Genomic DNA, 24,348 nt, shown 5'->3' on the forward strand with positions numbered 1-24,348 from the left:
TCTCATTTTAGCTTCCGTAACCGAAGAGCTTCTTCTCTTGTCTCCATAAATTGATCTAGTACTTTATTACCAATTCGATTAAAAGTAATTACATATAAAGCATCAATCATATTGAGTTGTGTCATTCTCGAAGCAATACTTGCAATGCGATGATCTTGTTCTACATCTGGCATACAAAGACGAATATCCGCCTCTTTATATAATGGTGATGATTGATCGAGCTTCGTAATCGCAATAACTGTTGCACCTTGTCTCTTCGCATATTGCGCCATTTCAAGTACATCTTTCGTACGACCAGATGTTGAAATCGCCACAAATATATCGCCCTCTTTTAAGTTCGTCACAAGCGGTAACATCATATGAAAATCAGATAGCATCATCGCTGTAAATCCGAGCCTTGTAAATTTATAAGCCCCGTCCATCGCTGGAGTAGCTGACCCGCCTACTCCGTAAAATATAATTTTATCCGCATTTACAATACGATCTGCAGCTTTCTCAAGTTCTTTTTTATCTATCGCCGTAACGCTCGCCTCAATTGCAGCTTTATTCACATATGTAACTTTATTAAACAAGTCGTACGGGCCATCTTCCGTATTCATCACTGAAAAATCGTTAATATTATAATCAGCAATCGTCAATTCACGAACGAGCGCGATTTTAAATGCTTTAAAGCTTCCGATTCCAATCGATTTACAAAAGCGAACAACACTTGCCTCACTTGCGCCTGCATTCGTTGACACTTCTTTCGTCGTTAAGTTCGGAACAATCTCTGCGTTCTCCATTATGTACATGGCAACCTTCTTTTCAGCTGGTGAAAATTGATCCATATTACTTTCAATTTTAAATAGTAATGTTGAAGCTTTCACTATTTAACCTCCACTTCTTACGGTTGCGTATATTCTCTACTATCATTTACACCATATAGATAAAAACCATCATTACCAGGTGGATGGTGAACGATTACAGTTCGATCCCCTTTTTTATATGACGTTATTTCACCTTCAGATCGCTGTTTTTCCCATCCATGTATCCAAATTGCAAAGTCAGGTACAAAAGCAGTGTACTTATAGTCTTTCGGGTTTTCGTCTTCTACATAAGAAGAAAAAATAGAAACTGGAAAATCTTTCACTTTTGATTCTTTCCATGCGGTAAATGGTATGCATAGTGCAATAAGTATGATTACACCGATAACCTTCTCCTTCGTAATCTTCACACATTTTCTCCCCTTGACTTATCATATACGTAGATTTTACCATAATTACAACCTATTCAAACTAATGACTATTGCTTTTTTCAATAAAAAAAGAGCTTATCTACATCAGATAAGCTCTTCCTCACTATACAAAATACTTCTTCAAAAGCGGCGGCGTAATAATCGTCGTTAATATAACAACAATAACAATCGCTGTGAAATTTTCTTTCGCTAATAAATTCGCCGTAAGTCCATTCGCTGCAATGATAAGCGCTACTTCACCACGCGATACCATTCCCGCACCGATACTAATAGAAGATTGAAGGTTGAATCCTGTTAATCTTGCTCCTAAACCTGACCCGATTAACTTTGTGAAAATCGCGATAAGCGTCATGATGATAATGAACCAAAGCTGGCTTCCAATACCTTGAAATGTAATTTCCATTCCGATACTTACGAAGAACACTGGTACAAATATCGCATATGCAATCGGTTCAATTTTATGTTCTACTTCGTGCTTATACTCTGTTTGAGAAATGGCAATTCCGGCTGCAAATGCTCCGATTATACCTGCAATCCCCATCATTTCACTATAATACGAAAAAGAGAAACAAATAATAAGAGCTGCACTAATTAATGCCTCCGTTACACGAAGTGGCACAAGCATTTTCATAATCCAAGGCACAACTTTCCAGGCAATAAAAACAATGCTGACAAAGAAAATAATTTTCTTTACGATAACAAGTGTTATATTCACATCTTGCGTTCCTAAAAAACTCATAACAAACGCTAATAAAATAACGACAATGACATCATCAAATACGGCAGCACCTAAAATCGTTGTACTTTCTCTCGTATTCATTTTCCCTAAATCTCTTAGCGTTTGTACCGTAATACTAACTGACGTTGCACAAAGTAATAATCCTAAGAAAATTGCATGGGATTGTATTAATCCAAACAGCAATCCTGTTACATAACCACCGATAAAAGGAAAAATAATTCCACCAGCCGCTACTGCAAATGATGATTTCAAATTCCGATTTAACTCTTCTAAATCTGTTTCAAGCCCTGCCATAAACATAAGTAGCAAAACACCAATCTCACTCAGTTCATCGATCAATTCAGAGCTATTAATAATACCGAGTACAGCCGGACCGATAATAATACCGACAAGTAATTTACCAAGTACAGAAGGCTGGCCGAGTCTCACGCTAATATCGCCAGCTAATTTCGTACAAAGTAAAATGACAACAAGTTCAAAATAAAATAACATAGCATCTGCTCCTACTTTAACTTTAATGAGTGGGCTTTCTCCATGCAAAGTAGATTATTAACCCTCGTCCATTCCTGCGAGTAGTTTCCCCTATTCATCCGCATTTTATTTGTCATATTTTTATTTGACAAAATATTCTGAATTATATTAAAATTAATCCAGCAATTTTAAAAACTACATACCATAACTGTACCTCCATTTACTTACATACTCTTTTCTAGTGGGCTCATACTATATTCGCAGTTATGGAAATGAAAAAACGGGGGGAGAGTCCAAAGTGAAGTCATTATTACGAAAAAAACCGCTTAGTACTGAATCACCACGGCAGTTAGAGAGAACATTAACCGCACTCGATTTAACATTCTTAGGAATTGGCGCCGTAATTGGGACAGGGATCTTTGTATTAACAGGTATTGTCGCAGCGAAACATTCTGGTCCTGGTATTATGCTATCATTCCTTATTGCTGCATTTACTTGTGCTTGTGTAGCCTTTTGTTATGCCGAATTTGCTTCTTCGATTCCTGTCTCAGGAAGTGTGTATACTTACGCATACATGACAGTCGGAGAAGTCGTCGCTTTCATCGTCGGCTGGTGTTTAATGCTCGAATATTTACTTGCAGTCGCTGCAGTCGCGGTCGGTTGGTCTGGTTATTTACAATCTTTACTACAAGGATTTAACATCCATCTGCCCGCCATAATAGCCTCGGCCCCTGGCGTAGGAAAAGGCGGCCTTATCGATTTACCAGCTGTTTGTATTTTACTACTCATTACGGGGCTTTTAAGTTTTGGTATACGCGAAAGCGCACGCATTAATAACATTATGGTTCTTATCAAGTTAGCTGTTATTATCGCCTTTATCGTAGCAGGCGCAAAATATGTAAAACCTGAAAATTGGACACCGTTCATTCCGTTCGGATACGACGGTATTATTACTGGGGCTGCCACTGTATTCTTCGCCTTCTTAGGCTTTGATGCAATCGCAACCGCTGCAGAAGAAACGAAAAAACCACAGCGCGATTTACCAATTGGCATTATCGGTTCCCTCCTTATTTGTACTGTTTTATATATGATTGTATCTTTCGTTTTAACTGGTATGGTTCCGTATACACAATTAGATGTTTCTGATCCAGTTGCGTTTGCCTTACATTTCGTTGGCGAAGATACAATTGCAGGACTACTCGCTGTTGGAGCGATGACTGGAATGACAACCGTCCTCTTAGTCGTTATGTACGGACAAGTTCGCGTTTCTTATGCGATGAGCCGCGACGGACTACTTCCAAAAGCACTAGCACGTGTAAATAAAAGAGTAAAAATCCCTTTATTAAACACATGGATTACTGGCGTTGTATCAGCTTTATTAGCAGGACTTTTAGACTTACATTTACTAGCGAATTTAGTAAACATCGGTACGTTAACAGCATTCACATTCGTTTGCTGCGCGGTACTTATTTTACGAAAAACACACCCTGATTTAAAACGTGGATTCCGCGCACCTTTCGTACCTGTATTACCAGTTGTTGCAATTCTTTGCTGTTTATATTTAATGATCAATTTGTCTAAAACGACATGGATTAGCTTTGCAGTTTGGCTTCTAGTCGGCTTATGCTTCTATTTCTTCTACTCTAGAAAACATAGTCATTTAGCTACTGAAAAAACAAATGATGAACAAAAAAAAACATAAAAAAATAGCTCGCCGATAAAACGGCGAGCTATCTTTCTGTATTATTATATTTTTTCGTTAACGATTGTAAAATGAAAAATATGCCGATGCAAGCTGTAAACGATGCCCAATTCCCTATTGGTGTAGCATATGTAAAAACGCCAATACCTACAAGCACTATGAAAATGATCACCTGATATATGAGCTTCCAATTTTGCATATATTCCCGCCTTTACTTCGTTCCCTTCTTTTTCTTCTTCCATGCATTTAGACTATCAAAGAAGAAATTAATAAATAACGTGCCTAAACCCGCTAATAAAAACGTCATTAAAAATAGAATCCATATACTTTTTTCTTTTAAGAAATAATATCCTACAAGGAGCACAACCGCGATCCATACATATTCAAGAATTCTTTTTAGCTTTTTCTCTTCCAAATTATTCGCTCCTTCATTCTATACTACTTTTAGTATAACAAAAAAGAAGCCTATCATGATAAGCTTCTTTTCTTCTCTCTTATTTGTTTATGCTTTTTTCAACGAGTGAAATCGCGTATTCAATCGTACGATTCATCGTTTCTACTTGTGCATCTTTTACTTTCGAATCTTTTAACACAGATTCTGCCACTGTAATTTTTTGACTCAATGATTTCACTGAACCGTCCGTTACATTTGCAGCTTGCGCTTTTTTCACTAACGCTTTTGCAGATTCAATATTAATTTGTAATTTTTCTTTCGGTGTTTTCGGTTGTTCTTCTGCCACTTTTGATTGTACAAATGTTACATTAGCTGTTTTTAATTCGTTATACGTTTGAACGATTTGCTCTCCAGTACTTCCTACATTTTCAAATGCTTGCTTTGCATTATTATAGCTTTTCTCTAATTCTTGAAATGCTTCCTTTGAATATTGACCTGGCTTATCACCAAACTCATACGTACCAGCTAACACTTCTTTTACTTTTCCAAGCTCTTCATATAAAGCGTTTACTTCTTCTAACTTTGTACGGTTAGAAAACTCATTATATGCTGCTAATACTTCTGAAGAACTTAACGCTTTACTATATAATTTTGCAAGCGCAATTTGTCCATTTAACGGAATACCACCATTCCCGTTGCTATCTGGATCTGCACCAAGTGCAAATGGTACGTTCGGATGATATACTTTCCCTGTAGCTGGCTGGCTATTTACTTTTTTACCATCTACGTAAATAGCTACTTCACTTCCATTATACGTCCCTGTTAAATGATACGTTTTATTGGCCGCTAATTGAACACCAACACGCTTATAGCTACCGCCAATATGAGCCCATAATTCAACATATCCACTTCCTGTAGATTCAAAACCAATTCCGCCGCTCTCTGTATTTTGTAAAATACCTTGCCCACGGAGTTCATTCATTGAAAATACAGTTTCTAACGTAAACGTATTTGCTACTTTCTCTTTTTGTGCTGCTGAAAACGGAAGATATCCAAATGTATTTGCTTTTCCGTTTAGCTTCATAACATTCTTTTTCAATGCTTTATCATATTCAATAGTCACATTGCCCTTAACATCACCTTTTGTACCAAATGATGAATTGTCTTTAAATGTACCATCCGCAAAATTCACATCAAAAACATCTGCCTTTGGTACTTTTACATTCGGGTCAATATTATCTTTTTTCGTAGTAATTTCTGCCGTTAACGGTTGTACACTTTCATTGCCGAATGAATCAATTGCAACGACTTCAAGTGTATATGTTTTCCCGCCATCTAGTCCTGCAAGAGTAAATGTCAGTTCTTTCGGCACTGGATCACGGTAAAACTCTGAGAATGCTAACAATTTATTCTTGATTTCTCCCGTTTGTTTATCTCTAGCTTGTACACGGTAAGAATGAACAAGAAGGTTGTCCAATGCTTGCATGAATGTTACTGTTGCTGCATTTTCAGTTACATTTGATACTGATAACTTTGCATCTTTTGCAAAATAAGGTTTTTCTTTATCACGATCTTCTACATGAGTAAATGTTTCTTTCTTTGATGGCAACTGTATTTTCCACGGTTCACCTGTCCAAGAATTCGTATGGAAGTCGCGGCGATTAATTGTTACTTCTTTATCATCTACTTCTACTAATAAACCTTGGCTTAATGTACTAGCTCCTGACGGGATATTTCCTTGTACTTTACCACCTTCAACCTCCATATAACTTACTGAAGATGTGCCAACTGATGTAAAGTCTTTTTGATGAATCGATCTTGGATCATCTAACGGATAATGTGAATGACCTGAAAACGTAATAACTTGTGGGTATTGTTTTAATATCTCATTAATTTTCGCACTATCTTTTGTTCCCCATTCTTGGCTACCATATACTGTATCTTTAATATGCTGATGTAAAAATACGAAAATAGGTTTTTCTGGATCATCTTTTTGCGCCTTTGCCATCTCTTCTTTTAACCAATTAATTTGCTTGTCCGAATAATATCCATGAGTTGTTCCATCCTCTGGAGACATAACAAGGAAATGATAACCTTTTACCACGTTATGATAATAAATTGATTTCATTCCTGTTTTTTCTAAGAAACGCTTCTGTGCTCCTTCTACAGATAAACCATTCCAATAATCATGATTACCAAGAGAATTCATTCGTACCGCATCTTTATTTGCATTTTCATTATACACTTGCATGAAACGATCATATTGTTGTACCGATCCTGAATCAGTAAAATCTCCCACAATTACGAACGCATCTTGTTTAGGTGCAAGTGTATTAAGTTGCTCGATTGCTCGTTTCCAGCGAAACGTATCATCTGCTCCACTATTTTTAATATGTACATCACTTACAACTGGAAAAACGATCTTCTTCTCACTTGGTGCCTTTTCTTGCTTTCTCTCTTCCGCTTTGACTGACGTACTCCACGGAAATGATACGAATGCTAATACAAAAACCATTAATAATCCAATAAGACCTTTTACTTTTCGTAAAACAGTTCTTTCCACGTGAATCCTCCTCATAATAGTTGATTCATTACAAGGGCTATTTTATCTAAAACATATTAATGCAGTTTAAATAACAAATAAATTTTATTAGATTCTTGTAAATATACAGTTAATTAAAAGTTAAGTCCAACATTCCTCGTACTATTGTATACAACCACCTTTTGTCTAAAAGAGTCTGATCATTCTTTTCCTATGACTATTCACATATAATCTTTTCTATAACACTAATGATAAGTTAAGGTTTAAGCCTATTAGACAATCTTAATTTTTAACATTTCCTTCTTTTTTTAACACATCGGCCATGCTTCTACATTTAATAATAGTAAAAGACAACTTAAAAGGAGGGGTTGTATTGAAGAACAAAAAAAATATTGGCTGTTTCGCTCCTTTATCTATCATTTGTCCAGACCCTTGTCCATCGCCCCCTCCTCCAAATCCAAGTTGTGAGCGAGTAACTAATGAATTTGCAGGGAATTTCCTCATAACGAATAACACCATCCCCTCTGTCAAAGATGCATCACAATCAATGATACTATGGCAAAGTGATGGGATACTACTTATATCAGGTAATGTCTCAGTTTACAATAGTACTAGCAGCACAGAAGCAATTACAATTCAAATTGTTGGAGCAGTAACTAATGTTTTCACTGTGTTTCCTGGTAATACAATATCGTACACGGGAAAAGACTTAGAGTCAGTCAGGATTATCAATATACAAAGTAATCCTTCACTATATTTAGAAGGTAAGTACTGTTGCCAATTTACATGTTGCTTATGAACACTCCCCCACTTAGCAAAGCTTGAAGTGGGGGTTTCTAACGTTTCGACCTAACGGACGATTAACGTCAGGGGAGTTAACACATTAGCGAGCTGTTTCACGCCTAACCCCTCTATCCCATTTGTCCATGCATTTGGGATTACTTTTCGTAAAATGTTAGCCGCAGCATTTACATCTGCATTAATTAAAGTTTTATTTGCTGAACGATATATGCCGCGCTCTATTCGTTTTCCTGAAAAAGTTGTATTTTGGTCATTTTCTCCATACGTTGGAATGAAGTCGTTATCCAGAAAACTTGCTTTCGATGTATATGATTCTTCAGTTACAACCACTTGAATGCCTACAGCATTTGCTTTGTATGTAATCATTTGAATCAGTAAATTATGCGGGATATGACAAAACGATTGGTTATTTCTTTTTCCCATATTCGTTTCTTGTTTCCAACTTTTGTTTTGACCAATAACGATTTTACAAACTTCTTCTTCTTGAGCTAGTTTTACGATGTGGTGACTAACTTTATGGAAGACGTCTTTTATTTTCAAGTAACGTTTTTGATGAAGTTTTTCTATCCTTTTAGAAGTAAAAGATCCTTCATTAGTTTGTTTTCCATTTCTAAGAATGCTTGTAAAATGACTCCTCATTTTATTGTAATATTGATTTATGCTTTTGATATGTTTGCCCTTAACAAGGACAGGTTTCATACCTGTGTTTGTTACGATGGTTGCAAGGTTATCAATCCCTAAATCAATACTCATATAACGAGCATTCTCTTCAATCATTTGTTGTTCAGAAGGAACATCAATTACCAATTCCACAACATATTCATTGTATTTTGGAATCACACGAACTTGTTTCAGTTTACCTTCAGTGAAACCTAGTTTCCCAATATTTAATTGTAATTTCGTCTTTGGAAAATTTAAAAATCTACCGTTTTTAATGATGCAATCTTGGTTTGTATACAGAATCTCTTTTTCAGAAGAACGAATATACTTTGGAATCCTAGGCATTCCAGCATATTTGTTTGGATTCTTTTTATAGTCTTTTAAACTAGCAAAAAAAGATTTCCAATTTTGGACCAAACCTTTCATGATTGACTGGCTACATTGCGTAGGCAAAGCTCGATAATCATTTTGAATCATAGTCTTAAATAGTGCATCTAGAAAGTTGTAATCTACATAAGGTTTTTCAAAATTAGGTCCTGAAAACAAATTACATTTAATCTCTTTCTGTTCTTCTTTAGGCTTTAATTTCTCTTTTTCCAATTTCTTCTGATAGGCAAGAAGTTGTGTGTCATTCATTTTACCAATATTTTCATGAATATTATCCAGAACTTCTTTTTGCAAAGGCTGCAACTCTTTTTCTTGTGTTAATCCAGTGTACACCTGGCGTATATAAAAGTTTGTGGTGTTGTACATGTTCTTAGCGTTATGACAACATTCTTGAAAATAAGAATACATACGATGCCCTTTTTTAATCCAAATTTGAAGAGTTTTATAGTTTGATGGATTTTCCTTTGTCACTTTATTTACCTCCTTGTTAAGGATATTATAGCAAAAAGGAACATACATTCCCTTTTTCTTGGAAATAAAATATTTCTTTCGATTCACCTCACCACCTTCACTTACGTTTAGAGGTGGGAGTCCTCTCGAAAGGCATGATAGAATACCAATTTCATTACTTCCTTAATAAAAAAGCATACCATTTACGGTATGCTTTTTTATGAAATTGGATAACGTACAGTAATACAAAACTCTCCTTGATTAACAGTTGTGCCTGTCGTAGTAATTCGGACAGTCGTAAAATATCGTACAGTGAAAGTACCACTACTTTGTGGTTGTACAGTAATTGTATCAACTACTGTAGCACCTACTAAAAAATCAACTGTAATCGGAGCTGCCCCCACATCATATTTCACGTAACCTGAACCATATACTTCTTGTGTAATATTATTCGTATATACAATTTGAGTACCAGCACCTGTAATAGACCAGTCTGTACATACTTGATCTTGCACAAGTGTTTTATTAGAACAACAAGACAAACCGGAACTTCTCATTCCCATTTTGATCCTCTCCTATTCTGCTATGAAAGTGGATAACGTGTTGTAATACAAAATTCTCCCTGATACGTTCCAGCAGGTGTTGCAGGTAACACAACTTGTATACTATCAAAACGACGATACGTGAAAGCAATACTCGTTCCTGGGTTTAATGTTTGTGTATCAATTGTAGCCCCAGCAGAATCAAGCGCTTCTACAGTAATTGGACCTGGACCAACATCATATTTAACAAAACCAGTACCAACTACATTTTGGTTAATATTATTTGTATAAAGAACATTATCAATTGCTGTTGCAACTACAGTAGCAGACCATGGACTACACACTTTATCTTGCACATAATTTTTATCTGGACAACACGTTAATGCCGCCCCTGAGCATTCACAAGACATAGAAGTTTCCCCTCTCTCTTACTTATTCCTTATATGTGTATGTCCCTCAGAGTCTTTTGCCTGTACGATTCATCTATTTTCAAAAAATAAGACAACTCCTGTACTAATGACTAGATAGATTCCGTTCTATTTCTTTTTTTCATAAATTTATAGATTAAAATACCACCTACAACAATAACTACGACTAGTAATATCGGTAGCATATATTGCCCAACAACATCCGCCGCTTTTTCCCAATGCGGACCCAATTTCATTCCAAAATAGACATATAAAGTCGTTAACGGGAACATTGCTACAAATGTATATATACTAAATTTCCATATGTTCATTTTCGCCATACCACATGGAACAGAGATAAGCGTTCGAACTCCCGGTACAAAGCGTCCAACAAATGCTACAACTGGTCCATATTTCTCAAAGAAATCATCTGCTTTTTGAATTTGTTCTTCTTTAATAAAGAAGTATTTTCCGTATTTTATTAATATAGGACGACCACCGTAATAACCGAGTGCGTATAACGTTAACGGCCCTGTCGTTCCCCCCAGTGTCCCAGCTAATACAGCTAACCAGAAATTCATATCACCCTCGTATACCCAATATCCAACCATAGGCAAAACTACTTCTGCTGGAATAAATTCAAACGTTAATGCTAACACAACTCCAAAATAAGAAAACTGCTTTAAAAACTCGATTATATCTAAAATAATTTGCTCCATATTTTCAACTCCTATCCAATATTTACATTATGCTTTTCTTGCAATTGCACTGGCGCCATTTTTACAATTCGATTCAAAATGAATAACACAATTCCAATATCATCTAAAATACCGATAAACGGTAAGAAGTCCGGAATTAAATCAAGCGGCATCGCAACATACCCAACTAAAAAAGCAACAGATAAAATTTTCTTCTTTATTGAAACCTCTTTTGAAGTAAAAAAGTCAAATAGGAATGGAACGAAACGACGGACATGAAATACAACTCTTAATCTACTAATAAGTTTTTTCATTTTTATTTCTCCTCTCTTTGTATACGAAAAGGACCCTACCAAATATGGTAAGGGTCCTCAAAAAGACAGAAAGGGGCCTTTACCATTGCTGGTAAAGGTCTCACTAACAACGAAACGTTGCCAATAAAGCCGAGGGTTTCTCCCTGTAATGACGACTTTACTGTAATAAGTTACTCCCCTTTATATACACAGTTTTATACAATCACATTAAAATATTTCAGAGGGCTTGTCAATATATTTTATATTCCAAGCCCTTCCGTAAAAAACAAAAAACGTATAGGAAATTTCTTACTATCTCATAATATACATAATCATTTTTGAACGAAAGGAGATGTTTCATTTGCATACCGTATGGAAAGGTGCACTTTCACTTGGACTATTAAATATAGGAATTAAACTATATAGCGCCGTAGAAGAAAACGATATAAAATTTTTAAGTCTCCATAAAGAATGCTTAACACCTATTAAATATAAAAAATTTGCTCCTGATTGTACGGATGAAGAAATTGATGATAAAGATATTGTAAAAGCCTATGAATATGCACCTCATAAATACATCATTATTGATGAAAAAGAATTAGCTGCGTTGCAAAAAGCTCATGAACCACGATCCATTCGTATTATATCTTTTATCCAAAATAACGAAATCGATTCTGTTCTTTATGACCGTTCTTATTTTATAGGTCCTACCCCAGGACATGAAAAATCATATTTATTATTAAAAGAAGCTCTTGAACGTACAAATAAACTTGGGCTTATTCATATTTCTATTAGAAAAAAACAACATTTAGCTATTATCCGTAACTTTGAAGATGGACTTATGTTACAAACCATCCACTACCCTAATGAAATTCGCGGTATAACAAATACACCTAACTTACCGAGTCACGAAAATTATCCTATACAAAAACAAGAACTCACCGCAGCAATTAATTTAATCCACCACCTTACAAATCCTTTTGAACAAGAAATGTATACAGATGATTATAAAGAAGCCCTTACCGAATTAATCGAGAATAAAATTGAACAACAGGAAAAAACTGAAACAATCTCTCCAGCTCCGAACATCATTAATATTATGGAGACATTACAGGCAAGCATTGAACAAGTAAAAATAAAAAGAGAAAACAAAAAAGAACAAGAGGCCAAATGAAATTGACCTCTTGTTCTTTAAAGTGGATTACATTTCGGCATTTCGAGTCCAGATGATTGAGCTAATTTTAATAAATAATAACATTCCTCCCTTGCCATATGATCTGCCATTCTAGCTGATAGTGCACTTAATACTTCATGCGATAACTCCAGCTCTTCCACTTCATGTAAAAAATGCGAAAACAATTTCAATTCAAGTGAAACATCTTTTGTAAACTTTTTTAATGCTGGAAAATGATGAAGCTCCGTTCGTAAATACCCAGTCATCTCAACTGCCTTTAAGTAAAATTGTTCAAAATGCTTCGTAAATTCTTCGCTTTTTTCTTTTAATCTTTTTTCAACAAGATCTAGCCCACCAGAAATAGAACCCGCATGACCAGCCGCATCAGTTAACCAAACGAGATGATAATGCAGTTCATGAAAAACAGGCGGAACTTCCCCCTTCTTCAAAAACTCTAAAACCGTTATATACTCTTCCACTTCGTTTACCATATGATTAATAAAGGTCGGCGTAAAATGAATGGTAATTTTCCCTTCCAACTGCTTCTGTATAATATTTAATTTAAACATCCGAATTTCCTTAGCAGCTTGTTCTGCCTCTTTTGAGAATGCTATCAGATTCACATTCCGAACTTTATTTAACAAATTCGTAAATGTTTCAACAAAGTAAGTAGCTTTTTTTATATCCTCTTTTTCCTTCGGAGCTAATGCATCAAGTAAAAATTGTGCATGATCAGTAAGTACCTTTAGCCAAAATTGATGCTCAAACAATGCACTTTCTTCGTAATTTCTCTCCACTAAATCCCCTCCATTTATTCATTCTTCTCTATCACTTGAAGTTTATATCCATCCGGGTCTTGTACTACAATACTCTTCTCACTTTTGTTTTCTGTATATACAATTTTATAAAATACTAACCTCTTCTTTACATTCTCTATGTTAGAAATTGAAAACGTTAGAACATCAACTGAGTCCGCAACACTCTTCTCACGCCCGCCCAAACTGCGATTCATAACAAAACTAATTCTCGTTGAATCGGTATCATACCAAACCCCTGTAACATCTAATTGCGGCCTCTCTGAACTAGGTGTTATTCCTAAAATCCCTTCGTAAAAATACAGCGTTTCCTTTAAGTTCTTAACTTCTAACACAATTAAATTCTTTACATTCTCCACATTCATTCCCCCTGTACTTATTACTTTTTTATATGTGTCATAAATGCCTATTATGTCTGAATACAATACGTAGTAATGAACATTTAAGGAGGTCTATTCGTGAATAAATATATGAGATCATTCGTGCCCTATCATAGTCCTCTCGATCCTTGTCCTCCTATCGGAAAAAAATATTATTCTACTCCGCCTAATTTATTTTTAGGCTTTCAACCGCCAAACTTACCGCAATTCACGCCAAAAGAAGCGCTACAAAAAGGGACTTTATGGCCTGTTTTTTATGACTATTATGAAAATCCTTATAAAAAAGGGCGGTGACTACTGACGTGACTCAATCGCTACCAGAAGAATACTATCAGCTTTTACTGGAGCTTCAAGAACTGGACTTTGTACTAGTTGAACTCACTCTTTATTTAGATACACATCCAGATGACACCGCCGCGATTAATCAATTTAATGATTTTTCCTATAAACGAAGAGTATTAAAACAAAAGATGGAAGAAAAATACGGACCACTCCAACAGTTTGGAAACAGCTATTCTAATGCTCCTTGGGAATGGAGCAAAGGTCCTTGGCCATGGCAAATATAAAGGAGAGAAACTATGTGGATTTATGAAAAGAAATTACAATACCCAGTTAAAGTGGGAACTTGCAATCCAGCACTTGCAAAATTATTAATTGAGCAATACGGCGGTGCAGATGGCGAGCTAGCTGCTGCACTACGTTACTTAAATCAACGTTATACAATTCCTGATAAAGTCATTGGCCTACTTACTGATATTGGTACAGAAGAATTTGCTCACCTTGAAATGATTGCTACGATGGTTTATAAACTAACGAAAGATGCAACTCCTGAACAAATGAAAGCTGCTGGACTCGATCCTCATTATGTTGATCATGATAGTGCACTTCATTACCATAATGCTGCTGGTGTTCCATTTACTGCAACCTATATACAGGCTAAAGGTGATCCAATTGCCGATTTATACGAAGATATCGCAGCTGAAGAAAAAGCACGCGCAACATATCAATGGCTCATTAACTTATCAGATGATCCTGACATAAATGACAGCCTACGCTTCTTACGTGAACGCGAAATTGTCCATTCACAACGGTTCCGAGAAGCAGTTGAAATATTAAAAGAAGAACGTGATAAAAAAATATTTTTTTAAAACACGTATCCGAGCGATATGTGTTTTTTTTACGTTAAAAGTTAAATCTTTCCTATTAAAGATATAAATAGTATATTTATTCGATTTAATGCATTATTTTTTAATATTTTCAAAATTCCCTATTGCTTTCTAGTCATCAGACCTTTAAAATAATAACAGTTACTCGACAAATTGTTTGAATTTTCGACAAAAACACTCATTAGGAGGCTTTTCTTTATATGCGTACAACTTTAAAACCAGCGCAAATACTTTCGATTAGTTTATTACTATTCGCAGTTTTCTTCGGTGCTGGTAATATGATTTTCCCGCCCCTTCTCGGTCTTTCTTCCGGAGAAAACATGTGGATTTCCATTACAGGATTTATTATTACAGACGTCGGTTTATCTTTACTTGCTATCGTCGCTGTTGCCCTTGCCGGTGGTAGTTTTAACACTTTAGCAAGCCGTGTTCATCCAAAATTCGCAGCAATATTCGCTATCATTATTTATCTTTCAATCGGCCCACTATTTGTTATTCCACGAACTGGATCTGTATCTTACGAAATTGGGATTGCACCACTTTTCCCGGACCAATGGTACTCTATGTTAGTCTTTAGTGCGATTTTCTTTACAGTCGTCTACTTCTTATCATTAAATCCATCAAAATTAGTAGATCATATCGGAAAAATATTAACGCCAATTTTACTTGGAATTATTGCAATTATGGCAACAAAAGCGATTCTTTCACCAGGAACGTTTGCAGAACCTGTTGGTGACTATAAAGAAATTCCATTTTTCAAAGGATTTCTTGAAGGATTTTTAACATTAGATGCAATCGGAGCACTTGTATTATCAACAATTGTTGTCAATGCAATTCGCCAAAACGGGATACAAGAGAAGAAGTCAATTGCGAAATATACAATTATTTGCGGAAGCATTGCAGCTCTATTCTTAACAATTGTTTATTTCTTACTCGGTTATATCGGCGCTTCAAACGGCAACTTAGGACAATTCGAAAACGGTGGTCAACTATTAGCTACTGTTATGTATCAATTCTTTGGGACAAGCGGTAATGTTTTATTAAGTATCGCCATTATCTTCGCTTGTTTAACGACAGCAATCGGCGTTGTAAGTGCGTTCGCCAACTATTTCGCAACAGTACTAACAAACGTTTCATATAAGAAGCTCGTACTATACGTTTGTATTTTTAGCTTCGTGATTTCAAACTTAGGATTAAGCTTATTAATTAAAATCACATTACCTGTATTAATCATTTTGTATCCAATTACAATCATTTTAATTTTCGTATCATTTATTGATAAATATACGAAACGTAAACCTTCTGTCTACATCGGAGCAATGCTCGCAGCATTCATTATTAGCTGTATTCATGCACTTGATAATGTGGAATTGATACCAAGTTTTATCGCTAATATCGTACACACCATTCCTTTTTATAGCTTAGGGATTGGCTGGATTATTCCGGCAATCATCGGTGGTATAATCGGTTACTATATCCCCCAAACAGAAACTGAAGGTGAAGTTTCTACAAAATAAAAAGAAGCAAGCATGAACTCCATGCTTGCTTCTTTTCACATCGTATGTTTAAAAGTAAATAACTCTTCTTTTGACTGCACAGCAGATTGTTCCTCTTCTATAGCGTCCTTCTTTATCTCTCCTCCTAACCTTACTTTCATCATCGCCTCTTCTATACTTTTTACAATCATATTTCCTGAAAAAATAGTAAGTCCAAAAAATGTAATGGGAACGAGCGGAATCCACGGATTCACTGTTAATGATCTAAAGTATACTCCAATTAAACCTGACCATTCATGCGTATAAGATTCCACCTCTTTTATAAATCCACCAAACGTAACAGTTCCGCCAAAGAACACTTCAAGTAATCCTAAGTGGAGTAAAATAGTAAGAGTCTGCGTAAACTGTTGAAAAAATACAAGTATAAACGTCATATAAAGATGCGGAAAAATATGTTTTATAACAATATGCCTTCTCGATCCACCTAATATGTACGCAGCTTCAATAAATTCTTCGGTTCTCAACTTACGGACTTCCTTCGCAACATACAGTGCAATAACTGGCATCACAAGCATTACAAGTAATAAAACTTGAAACGAAGCTCTTTCAAAAAAGGTTGTTGTTTCCTCTCCACTCCCAAATGCATTTGCAGATTGAAGAAAAAAATATGCAATCATAACTGTTGGAATAACTGTAAAACTATCAAAAAAAGCCTCAATTTTTGAAAAACCTCTTTTTACATATGTTCCGAGTACGACACCGAAAAACACACCTATTAACATTCTAAGTGCCGCAATTAAAATAGATATACCAATTGTCCACTTCGCACCTTCAATGACTAAATGTAACAGGTCGTATCCTTTCCGGTCTGTCCCAAGTAAAAATTGGAATGAAGGTGAAAACGGTGGTACTTGTGGATTTTCATCTGCATCATATTGCAATGTAACTTGTCTAATATGTCCATCATTCCATATCGTATTTCCGATGCTCAAAAGAACTAATATGAGAAGAAACCCAATGCTTATCCAAAATCTTTTATCGCGTTTTATATACGTCCACATATTATAGTCTCTCCTTCATCGCAGCTGGAATGAAATAATGAAACAATTTAAACAAAATAAAAATCGGAATATAAATAAGTAGCACACTAACGATGAAAACTTCCACCCTAATACCTTCATACGATTTCAAAAACATAAAAATACCACTCGTATTAAAAATCCATTCTATAATATATAAATTAGATAACATAAAAAAGATATTCGTTTTCGCAAAGAAAAGTGTACTAAGCAACACATTTCGTAAAATATGACGATTTAAAATATGAAAACGATTAAGTCCTTTCGCCTTAGCAAATAGTACATAATCTTTTTCTAGCTCATTTTCAAAACGAAGCACTAACATTTTTACAAACAGAATCGTAGTCGGTATACTCAAGCAAAATATTGGCAATCCTCTAATCGACTCGCCTCCAATTGACGCAATTTGAAAAGGTAAAAAACCTGTTTGTTTAAAAAACCATACAACTAAAATTTGTGATACTAAAATAAGAAGAATGTCTGGAATAGATTCTAGGAAGATGAGAAATGATTTAATGCGATGTTGTATACGCGGTGAACTACTCATAATGACATAAACAATACAAAATGCTACAAATAATGAAATGAAAAAAGCAGCCAAAAAAATAATAATCGTTTCTTTATAATGGACGAACAACTGCGGAAATAAAAATTTACCTCTCACATATTGCAAATTGGAAATATCCATTAAGTTCACAAACACTTCTTTTAAACTCTGTATGTACTCTGATGCATGCAGCTCAAATCCGTAAAACAATTTCGGCAATGCCCCTAAACAAATAATACCCAAAATCGAAATAATAAATTGAACCGTCACTTCCATCCCATTCAGAAAAACTTTTTTGACCACGTTTTCCCTTCTCTCTCTATATAATTTACCCCCTTAATTTTATTCTTAATTTTCTGAATTGTAAATATTTATACATAAAAAAATCACTAGGTTACGATCCTAGTGATTCTTTATGCGCATGCCCTTCTCTTTTCGCAAATGGCATATACAAAATAAAACATCCAATAAGCGCAGCTATTTCTAATGAAATAATATAGTAAGGGTGCGGCCCTAACATATCAAGTAATGAAGCAGTTTCTGGCTTACGAGCTAAAAACATATAATTGCCACCTGTTTTGTAGTTCACAAAAGAAACGATTGGAATTATTATGTTTAAAAATATCATCGTACGCTTAATTGATTGCAAGGTCGGTCTATATCCTTCTACCCACGTCATAAAGAGTGGTGCCCAAATGAGTAATACATGTGCAGCGTAGAATTCTATAAAGCGAAAATGTGGAAAAGCATATTGCACGTTCGGCGTTAAAATCGCTTGTGATGCACCGATAATTCCTGTAAAAAATACAATCTCATATATGCGGTAACTTTTCGTTACAATCATAATCGACGCTAACAATAAACTAATCGTACATAACTCAAATGGTAATGAAGTGCCTAGTTCAAAAATCCCCGCTTTCCATTCCCACATATGGAGGCCAATTTCACTCCCAATAAATAAAAATGCAATCGCATATCGAACCGTTATATTCCACTCACTTTGACGTAATACATCTTGGTATTGATATAGAAAAAATATCCCCACCAACATAATAAATAATATAATGACATGTTGCCTTGAGTATGGAATAAATGGTTTTAATGGATGCGCACTAAAATAAGCTTCCATCTTACCTCCTCCTCTCCTTCATACAATATTATTGTAAGAAAGAAACAACGAGTCAATTCATTTGCTCACAATTGGACAAGCTCTACCTTACATTTACATATTCATACCTTACAAAACTGTAAGGTTATTGTAAGCTAAAACGATTTGTCAGATTCTTCACCTCTTTTATACTGAATGTAGATACTAAAACGAACGAAAAGGTGATAAATAGATGAAGAAGAAAAATAAAGTGTTAATTACTAGTGTAGTAGCAATCGGTATTGCAGCTGGATCATATTTTGCATTTGCTGGCGGTAATTCAGAAGTAGCAATGGCATATAGCGGATATAAAGTAACAGAAAAACAAATTGAAAACGCGCAAAAATTTGGCGGTGAAGTCATTCCAAACGGCATCGAAACAATTTCATTTGATCCAACAAAAGGTACGTATGAATTAGCTGTAAAAAAAGGTGATGAAGTAAAAAAAGGTCAGCTCCTTTTTAAATATAATGACCCTACTGCGAAACAAGGTGTAACAGAAGCAGAAATGCAAAAGAAAATCGCACAAAAAGAAGTAACATTGTTCCAAAAACAAATTGATACAGCGAAACAAAAATTACAAAAAGATAAAAATGCAGGCCTTCCTGCTGAAGCATTGAAAGCATCAGAAATCGAAGTACAACAATTAGAATCACAAATTGAAATGAAAAAGTTTGAAGTTGAAAAATCTGATGAAATGATTAAAGCAGCAAAAGAGAAAGTAAACACACTTTCTGTAACGAGCCCTACTGATGGCGTAATTGATGATATCGTAAAAACGGCTGATGAAAAAACAGGTATGAGCGGCATTACACTTCGTCATGCTGGTCCATTTAAAGTAAAAGGTCAACTTTCTGAATATGAGCTTGCTAGTATGAAAGTTGGGCAAGAAGTAACTGTTTCCTCAAAAACGGTTGCTGGTAAGACTTGGACAGGAAAAGTAACAGAAATCGGTTCTACACCATTAAAGAGCATGGACGAAAACAAAACTGTTTCTAACTATCAATTTACTGTTACATTAGACAACAGTGAAGAATTACAAAACGGCTTCCACGTTTACGTAACAAGTAAATCTGGCGAAGCAACTGGGACAATTGTTCCGAAAAGCAGTATCGTGAAAAAAGGTGACAAAAATGTTGTCTTCATTGTAAAAGACGGGAAAGCGAAAGAACAAGCGGTTACTGTTGAATTCGAGACTGATAGCGAAGCAAAAGTTTCTGGAGTGAAAAAAGGAGAACAAATTATCTCTAAACCTGAAAAAGACTTAAAAGATGGTATGGAGGTTGTCGTTGAATGATTAACTTAAAAGGCATCACGAAATCTTTCCAAAATGGTGCAGAATCCGTACAAATACTACACGGCATTGACGTAACACTGAACCAGGGAGAATTCACTTCTATTATGGGACCATCTGGTTCTGGTAAATCAACATTAATGAACATTATCGGTTGCTTAGATAAACCGACGACAGGTGCGTATGAACTAGCTGGTCAAAATATTTCAAACATGTCTGAAACAGAACTTGCACGCGTTCGTAATAAAGAGATTGGATTCGTATTCCAAAACTTCATGTTATTACCGAGACTTACAGCACTTCAAAATGTAGAGCTACCTCTTATTTACGCTGGAGTTGATAAAAAAGAAAGACGTGAGCGCTCATTAGCTGCTTTAACAAAAGTAGGTTTAGCTGATCGTGCTACTCACTTACCGAACGAATTATCAGGTGGACAAAAACAGCGTGTCGCAGTCGCACGTGCAATCGTAAATAATCCAAAGTTCATTTTAGCCGATGAACCGACGGGTGCACTTGATACGAAAACGAGTACACAAATTATGGACCTCTTTTACGAATTAAACAAACAAGGCTCAACAATCATTATGATTACCCACGATCGTGAAATTGGGGAAGCTGCAGCACGTCAAATTGTAATTCGTGACGGAAATATCGTCCAAGATTGGAGAGGTTAATTTTGAACACGAGTGAAAATATACGCATGGCCCTTTCCTCTATCTTTGCCCACAAAATGCGTTCTATCTTAACGATGCTAGGTATTATTATCGGTATTAGTGCCATTATTACTATTATTTCAATGGGTGATGGTACAAATGCAAAGTTTAAAGAAGAATTAGGCCAAGGAAAAGATAATGAAATAACCATTTACTATAACAATCCTGATTACGGAACAGATAGTGCCAAAATCACACCTGATATGCTAAACCGTCTTCAAACCGTACCAGACGTTAAAGATGTGTATCCAGATGTAAGTATGAAAGTAAAAGCATCTGCTGGTTCAAAAGATGTAAATCTTGATTTAAAAGGTGGAACAGGCGCCTTTATGACAGATTCGAAGATAAAATTAGTTCACGGTCGTGAATTAAACGACAGCGAATTAAACCAAGCAATCCCTGCTGTTATATTAAATGAAGAAGCTTTCAACAAATTATTTAGTGGTTGGGAATCAAATCAATACACAGATATAAAAGGAAAGCCGTATAAAATAGTCGGTGTATATGAAACGAAAAACGATTTCGGAATGCCTATGCCTGAAGGTTATACGTCACTTGAAAACGCGCCTGTCATTTCAGGAGTAAATGAGTATGACTCTGTAAGATTAACAATGACCTCTCCGACAGAACGTAAAAGTGTAGAAAAACAAGCCGTTTCTGTTTTAAACGAAATGAAAGCTCCTAAATTTGAGCACAAATTCGAAGCACAAGATTTAGGTGAATTTACGAAGCAATTAGACGAATCAATCGGTATGATGAAAATGGTATTCGGTGGTATTGCTGCTATCTCCTTACTTGTTGGTGGTATCGGCGTAATGAACATTATGCTTGTATCTGTAACAGAACGTACACGTGAGATTGGTATTCGTAAAGCACTCGGTGCAACACGCGGTAAAGTATTAACACAATTCTTAATTGAGTCTTGTATTTTAACAGGACTTGGTGGTTTCATCGGATTCATGCTCGGTATCTTCTTCGCTTGGATCGTCTCCATCTTTGCTGGATGGCCACTCGTTGTCTCAAAAGAACTTGGACTTCTTGCAGTAGGTATCTCCATGTTAATCGGTATTATATTCGGTCTACTACCAGCTAACAAAGCTGCAAAACTGGACCCAATTGAATGTTTACGATATGAATAAACAAAAACGTAGGAATTTGCACTCCTACGTTTTTTTATTTATCCCGCTTTAATGGGCAGCCCGATTGGTTCAATTAATAATCAGTGGGGATGAAGCCCTCCCCCACTGATTAAAGTTTCACTTTATCTATTAAATCGTGTTTCTTCTATTATATATGTTTCACGTTATACATACCTTTAACTATTTCAAAGTACTAAAGCTATTATAGAATCCTATTATTGCAAAAATAATATGTGACAGACTGAAATCAAGGCGTAATTTTTTCCATACCTCGACTTATTTTGTAACAATTATAGCTATATTTCATTGATTTTCACCTCATATATATATTTACACAACCAAAATAGTTATTATTACATAACTATTTTGGCGTTATAATAGCGAAAAGCACCATTTTTGTAACGCATACGAAAAGACTATGTAATGCTAATGAAACATTTTTAATTGATTAGAAATTGAAATACTCCCCTTTTTATGTATTACATGCTCTAACTCCCCCTATCAACTGTAAGAAAGCGCTTTTAGGATATTACTGGAATTATTACAGAATATTAATGACCCGTTACGAATGCTTTGTAGTTTTGTGTTTTCCGCAAATAAGAAAATAATGGTTGCTATAATGAGGTCAACGAAAACAAATGCAATGGAGGCTATTATGAAAAAATTTATGGGTATAGCAACAGCAGCGGTTTTTGGTCTTGGGATTTTCACAACATCTGCTAAAGCAGAAACGATTGTAACAACTGACGTACTAAATGTACGAGAAAACCCAACTACTGAATCACAAGTTGTCGGAAAATTATTAGATGGATATAAAGTTAACGTTTTACATACAGAAAACGGATGGTCAAAAGTGAAATTGAACAGCGGTAAAGAAGCTTTCATTAGCGCTGACTATACAAAAGACACTTACTACGTAACAGCAAACGTATTAAACGTACGTGCTGGTGCAAACACTGACTCAGAAATTCTTGGTAAGTTGAAACAAGATGATGTAATCGAAACAACACACCAAGTACAAAATGACTGGATTCAATTTGAATATAACGGAAAAACAGCGTATGTTCATGTTCCTTACTTAACAGGTAAAGCACCAGTTAAAGTTCAACCAGTAGTTAAAGTTCAACCAGTAGTTAAAGCTGAAAAAACAACTAAAGTTCAAGATACAACTAAAGTTCGTGAAGCAGTTAAAGCTCAAGAGGCAGCTGAAGCTCAAGCAAAAACTAAAGCTCAAGAAGCGGCTAAAGCTCGTGAAGCAGTTAAAGCTCAAGAGGAAGCTGAAGCTCAAGCAGCAACTAAAGCTCAAGAGGCAGCTAAAGCTCAAGCAGCAACTAAAGCTCAAGAAGCGGCTGAAGCTCAAGCAGCAGCTAAAGCTCAAGAAGTGGCTAAAGCTCGTGAAGCGGCTAAAGCTCAAGAAGCGGCTGAAGCTCAAGCAGCAGCTAAAGCTCAAGAGGCAGCTAAAGCTCGTGAAGCGGCTGAAGCTCAGGCAGCAGCTGAAGCTCGTGAAGCAGCTAAAGCTCAAGAGGCAGCTAAAGCTCGTGAAGCGGCTAAAGCTCAAAAACCAGCTACACAACAACCTGTTGCAAAAGAAACTGAAACAAGTGCACCATCATCTTCTCGTGAATTACGCGTTGTAGCAACTGCTTACACAGCAGATCCACTTGAAAATGGTTATAAAGCAGGCGACCAAGTAAAATCAGCTATGGGTCATAACTTAACAGCTAACCCAAACATGAAACTAATTGCAGTTGATCCAAGTGTCATTCCATTAGGTTCAAAAGTATGGGTTGAAGGTTACGGAGTAGCAATCGCTGGTGATACTGGTGGAGCTATTAAAGGAAATAAAATCGACGTTTTAATGCCAGATAAAGGCACATCTAGTAACTGGGGACGTAAAACAGTTACAGTGAAAGTTTTAAACTAATTACGCAAAAGAGTCAGTCTCAATAATGAGACTGACTCTTTTTTTATGATTCTTACATTCTTTCTCCTTCTCTCCCGTCCAAATTAAATCTATCTCTTTGCATTCTATATACGATAGATTACTATTTCAACAGAAAAAAGAGGATGCCATAGCA

The 24,348-nt window shown here is 35.7% G+C and carries 28 protein-coding genes; 11 read left to right on the forward strand and 17 right to left on the reverse strand.

All coding sequences use genetic code 11. The annotated features are described in order from the left end of the window. Positions 1–2: 2 nt before the first annotated feature. The 3 genes from ACXVYO_RS17360 to ACXVYO_RS17370 form a co-directional block, all read right to left on the reverse strand. A complete protein-coding gene (locus tag ACXVYO_RS17360) occupies positions 3–866 on the reverse strand; it encodes a MurR/RpiR family transcriptional regulator (RefSeq protein WP_000648163.1) in 864 nt (287 codons plus the stop codon). Between the two features lie 17 nt (positions 867–883). After that, on the reverse strand, positions 884–1,213 hold the full coding sequence (locus ACXVYO_RS17365; protein WP_458467983.1) for an outer surface protein: 330 nt from the start codon (positions 1,211–1,213) through the stop codon (positions 884–886). 124 nt (positions 1,214–1,337) lie between these two features. Next, on the reverse strand, positions 1,338–2,465 hold the full coding sequence (locus ACXVYO_RS17370) for a cation:proton antiporter (RefSeq protein ID WP_061687463.1): 1,128 nt from the start codon (positions 2,463–2,465) through the stop codon (positions 1,338–1,340). 277 nt (positions 2,466–2,742) lie between these two features. Here ACXVYO_RS17370 and ACXVYO_RS17375 point away from each other — a divergent pair, with 277 nt between their 5' ends. Next, positions 2,743–4,146, forward strand: coding sequence for an amino acid permease (locus ACXVYO_RS17375; RefSeq protein ID WP_458467984.1), 1,404 nt, complete (start codon positions 2,743–2,745; stop codon positions 4,144–4,146). A 28-nt stretch (positions 4,147–4,174) separates the two neighbouring features. On the opposite strand, the gene ACXVYO_RS17380 is transcribed toward ACXVYO_RS17375, so the two are convergent. From ACXVYO_RS17380 to ACXVYO_RS17395, 4 genes are all read right to left on the reverse strand, one after another. Next, positions 4,175–4,345 carry a hypothetical protein gene (locus ACXVYO_RS17380; protein WP_458467985.1) on the reverse strand — a complete coding sequence of 57 codons (171 nt, stop codon included), beginning with the start codon at positions 4,343–4,345 and terminating at the stop codon, positions 4,175–4,177. A 12-nt stretch (positions 4,346–4,357) separates the two neighbouring features. Beyond that, positions 4,358–4,561 (reverse strand): hypothetical protein, encoded by a 204-nt coding sequence (locus ACXVYO_RS17385; RefSeq protein WP_000391503.1) that lies wholly within the window; start codon positions 4,559–4,561, stop codon positions 4,358–4,360. A gap of 79 nt (positions 4,562–4,640) precedes the next feature. After that, entirely contained in the window at positions 4,641–7,103 is a 2,463-nt protein-coding gene (locus ACXVYO_RS17390) for a LamG-like jellyroll fold domain-containing protein (RefSeq protein ID WP_458467986.1), read from the reverse strand. Positions 7,104–7,364: 261 nt separating this feature from the next. Then, positions 7,365–7,613 carry a hypothetical protein gene (locus tag ACXVYO_RS17395; RefSeq protein WP_458468076.1) on the reverse strand — a complete coding sequence of 83 codons (249 nt, stop codon included), beginning with the start codon at positions 7,611–7,613 and terminating at the stop codon, positions 7,365–7,367. On the opposite strand from ACXVYO_RS17395, the gene ACXVYO_RS17400 reads away from it, so the two are divergent. Beyond that, positions 7,501–7,881: an S-Ena type endospore appendage gene (locus tag ACXVYO_RS17400; protein ID WP_458468077.1), complete on the forward strand. Its 381-nt coding sequence runs from the start codon at positions 7,501–7,503 to the stop codon at positions 7,879–7,881. The two genes, ACXVYO_RS17395 and ACXVYO_RS17400, sit on opposite strands and share 113 nt — an antisense overlap. A 50-nt stretch (positions 7,882–7,931) precedes the next feature. Here ACXVYO_RS17400 and ACXVYO_RS17405 read toward each other — a convergent pair whose 3' ends face one another. From ACXVYO_RS17405 to ACXVYO_RS17425, 5 genes are all read right to left on the reverse strand, one after another. Next, entirely contained in the window at positions 7,932–9,401 is a 1,470-nt protein-coding gene (locus ACXVYO_RS17405) for an RNA-guided endonuclease InsQ/TnpB family protein (protein WP_458468078.1), read from the reverse strand. 197 nt (positions 9,402–9,598) lie between these two features. After that, entirely contained in the window at positions 9,599–9,943 is a 345-nt protein-coding gene (locus ACXVYO_RS17410; protein WP_000525802.1) for a DUF3992 domain-containing protein, read from the reverse strand. 20 nt (positions 9,944–9,963) lie between these two features. After that, positions 9,964–10,332 carry a DUF3992 domain-containing protein gene (locus tag ACXVYO_RS17415; protein WP_088062054.1) on the reverse strand — a complete coding sequence of 123 codons (369 nt, stop codon included), beginning with the start codon at positions 10,330–10,332 and terminating at the stop codon, positions 9,964–9,966. A 110-nt stretch (positions 10,333–10,442) separates the two neighbouring features. Beyond that, positions 10,443–11,048: a DedA family protein gene (locus ACXVYO_RS17420; RefSeq protein ID WP_458467987.1), complete on the reverse strand. Its 606-nt coding sequence runs from the start codon at positions 11,046–11,048 to the stop codon at positions 10,443–10,445. 11 nt (positions 11,049–11,059) lie between these two features. After that, entirely contained in the window at positions 11,060–11,341 is a 282-nt protein-coding gene (locus tag ACXVYO_RS17425; protein ID WP_000733851.1) for a YkvA family protein, read from the reverse strand. Positions 11,342–11,681: 340 nt separating this feature from the next. Here ACXVYO_RS17425 and ku point away from each other — a divergent pair, with 340 nt between their 5' ends. Then, entirely contained in the window at positions 11,682–12,494 is an 813-nt protein-coding gene (ku, locus tag ACXVYO_RS17430; RefSeq protein WP_458467988.1) for a non-homologous end joining protein Ku, read from the forward strand. 17 nt (positions 12,495–12,511) lie between these two features. Here the strand turns inward: ku and ACXVYO_RS17435 are convergent, their stop codons facing one another. Both ACXVYO_RS17435 and ACXVYO_RS17440 read right to left on the reverse strand, forming a co-directional pair. Next, positions 12,512–13,291: a DUF2935 domain-containing protein gene (locus ACXVYO_RS17435; RefSeq protein ID WP_458467989.1), complete on the reverse strand. Its 780-nt coding sequence runs from the start codon at positions 13,289–13,291 to the stop codon at positions 12,512–12,514. 14 nt (positions 13,292–13,305) lie between these two features. Continuing rightward, a complete protein-coding gene (locus ACXVYO_RS17440) occupies positions 13,306–13,734 on the reverse strand; it encodes a VOC family protein (protein WP_458467991.1) in 429 nt (142 codons plus the stop codon). A gap of 33 nt (positions 13,735–13,767) precedes the next feature. On the opposite strand from ACXVYO_RS17440, the gene ACXVYO_RS17445 reads away from it, so the two are divergent. The 4 genes from ACXVYO_RS17445 (at position 13,768) to brnQ2 (ending at position 16,372) form a co-directional block, all read left to right on the forward strand. After that, the gene (locus ACXVYO_RS17445) at positions 13,768–13,983 is read left to right on the forward strand and encodes a spore coat associated protein CotJA (protein WP_001046257.1); all 216 of its coding nucleotides are present in this window, start codon (positions 13,768–13,770) and stop codon (positions 13,981–13,983) included. Positions 13,984–13,991: 8 nt separating this feature from the next. Then, entirely contained in the window at positions 13,992–14,255 is a 264-nt protein-coding gene (locus ACXVYO_RS17450) for a spore coat protein CotJB (RefSeq protein ID WP_000194492.1), read from the forward strand. 12 nt (positions 14,256–14,267) lie between these two features. After that, positions 14,268–14,837: a spore coat protein CotJC gene (cotJC, locus tag ACXVYO_RS17455; RefSeq protein ID WP_000265275.1), complete on the forward strand. Its 570-nt coding sequence runs from the start codon at positions 14,268–14,270 to the stop codon at positions 14,835–14,837. Positions 14,838–15,055: 218 nt separating this feature from the next. After that, complete coding sequence (gene brnQ2, locus ACXVYO_RS17460; RefSeq protein ID WP_458467992.1) at positions 15,056–16,372, forward strand: branched-chain amino acid transport system II carrier protein BrnQ2; 1,317 nt, start codon at positions 15,056–15,058, stop codon at positions 16,370–16,372. 35 nt (positions 16,373–16,407) lie between these two features. Here brnQ2 and ACXVYO_RS17465 read toward each other — a convergent pair whose 3' ends face one another. The 3 genes from ACXVYO_RS17465 to ACXVYO_RS17475 all read right to left on the reverse strand — a co-directional run bounded on the left by ACXVYO_RS17465 (position 16,408) and on the right by ACXVYO_RS17475 (position 19,106). Next, positions 16,408–17,412 (reverse strand): ABC transporter permease, encoded by a 1,005-nt coding sequence (locus ACXVYO_RS17465; RefSeq protein ID WP_458467994.1) that lies wholly within the window; start codon positions 17,410–17,412, stop codon positions 16,408–16,410. A 1-nt stretch (position 17,413) separates the two neighbouring features. After that, on the reverse strand, positions 17,414–18,280 hold the full coding sequence (locus ACXVYO_RS17470) for an ABC transporter permease subunit (RefSeq protein WP_458467995.1): 867 nt from the start codon (positions 18,278–18,280) through the stop codon (positions 17,414–17,416). Positions 18,281–18,371: 91 nt separating this feature from the next. Continuing rightward, on the reverse strand, positions 18,372–19,106 hold the full coding sequence (locus ACXVYO_RS17475; protein ID WP_458467996.1) for a YwaF family protein: 735 nt from the start codon (positions 19,104–19,106) through the stop codon (positions 18,372–18,374). A gap of 211 nt (positions 19,107–19,317) precedes the next feature. On the opposite strand from ACXVYO_RS17475, the gene ACXVYO_RS17480 reads away from it, so the two are divergent. The 4 genes from ACXVYO_RS17480 to entC all read left to right on the forward strand — a co-directional run bounded on the left by ACXVYO_RS17480 (position 19,318) and on the right by entC (position 24,194). After that, complete coding sequence (locus ACXVYO_RS17480) at positions 19,318–20,421, forward strand: efflux RND transporter periplasmic adaptor subunit (protein ID WP_458467998.1); 1,104 nt, start codon at positions 19,318–19,320, stop codon at positions 20,419–20,421. Continuing rightward, the gene (locus ACXVYO_RS17485) at positions 20,418–21,092 is read left to right on the forward strand and encodes an ABC transporter ATP-binding protein (RefSeq protein ID WP_000609098.1); all 675 of its coding nucleotides are present in this window, start codon (positions 20,418–20,420) and stop codon (positions 21,090–21,092) included. Before ACXVYO_RS17480 ends, ACXVYO_RS17485 begins: the two co-directional genes overlap by 4 nt. A gap of 26 nt (positions 21,093–21,118) precedes the next feature. After that, positions 21,119–22,270: an ABC transporter permease gene (locus ACXVYO_RS17490; RefSeq protein ID WP_458468079.1), complete on the forward strand. Its 1,152-nt coding sequence runs from the start codon at positions 21,119–21,121 to the stop codon at positions 22,268–22,270. Positions 22,271–22,937: 667 nt separating this feature from the next. Next, positions 22,938–24,194, forward strand: a complete 1,257-nt coding sequence (gene entC, locus ACXVYO_RS17495) for a cell wall-binding protein EntC (RefSeq protein ID WP_458468080.1) — start codon at positions 22,938–22,940, stop codon at positions 24,192–24,194. The last annotated feature ends 154 nt before the right edge of the window (positions 24,195–24,348 follow it).

Source organism: Bacillus sp. BC08 (assembly GCF_054326875.1).

Bases quoted from the DNA above. Each gene is read 5' to 3' on its own strand.
- cotJC (WP_000265275.1), top strand. From the start codon at position 14,268: ATGTGGATTTATGAAAAGAAATTACAATACCCAGTTAAAGTGGGAACT.
- ACXVYO_RS17425 (WP_000733851.1), bottom strand. From the start codon at position 11,341: ATGAAAAAACTTATTAGTAGATTAAGAGTTGTATTTCATGTCCGTCGT.
- ACXVYO_RS17415 (WP_088062054.1), bottom strand. From the start codon at position 10,332: ATGTCTTGTGAATGCTCAGGGGCGGCATTAACGTGTTGTCCAGATAAA.
- ACXVYO_RS17370 (WP_061687463.1), bottom strand. From the start codon at position 2,465: ATGTTATTTTATTTTGAACTTGTTGTCATTTTACTTTGTACGAAATTA.
- ACXVYO_RS17490 (WP_458468079.1), top strand. From the start codon at position 21,119: ATGGCCCTTTCCTCTATCTTTGCCCACAAAATGCGTTCTATCTTAACG.
- ACXVYO_RS17380 (WP_458467985.1), bottom strand. From the start codon at position 4,345: ATGCAAAATTGGAAGCTCATATATCAGGTGATCATTTTCATAGTGCTT.
- ACXVYO_RS17465 (WP_458467994.1), bottom strand. From the start codon at position 17,412: ATGTGGACGTATATAAAACGCGATAAAAGATTTTGGATAAGCATTGGG.
- entC (WP_458468080.1), top strand. From the start codon at position 22,938: ATGGGTATAGCAACAGCAGCGGTTTTTGGTCTTGGGATTTTCACAACA.
- ACXVYO_RS17420 (WP_458467987.1), bottom strand. From the start codon at position 11,048: ATGGAGCAAATTATTTTAGATATAATCGAGTTTTTAAAGCAGTTTTCT.
- ACXVYO_RS17485 (WP_000609098.1), top strand. From the start codon at position 20,418: ATGATTAACTTAAAAGGCATCACGAAATCTTTCCAAAATGGTGCAGAA.
- ACXVYO_RS17480 (WP_458467998.1), top strand. From the start codon at position 19,318: ATGAAGAAGAAAAATAAAGTGTTAATTACTAGTGTAGTAGCAATCGGT.
- ACXVYO_RS17475 (WP_458467996.1), bottom strand. From the start codon at position 19,106: ATGGAAGCTTATTTTAGTGCGCATCCATTAAAACCATTTATTCCATAC.
- ACXVYO_RS17410 (WP_000525802.1), bottom strand. From the start codon at position 9,943: ATGGGAATGAGAAGTTCCGGTTTGTCTTGTTGTTCTAATAAAACACTT.
- brnQ2 (WP_458467992.1), top strand. From the start codon at position 15,056: ATGCGTACAACTTTAAAACCAGCGCAAATACTTTCGATTAGTTTATTA.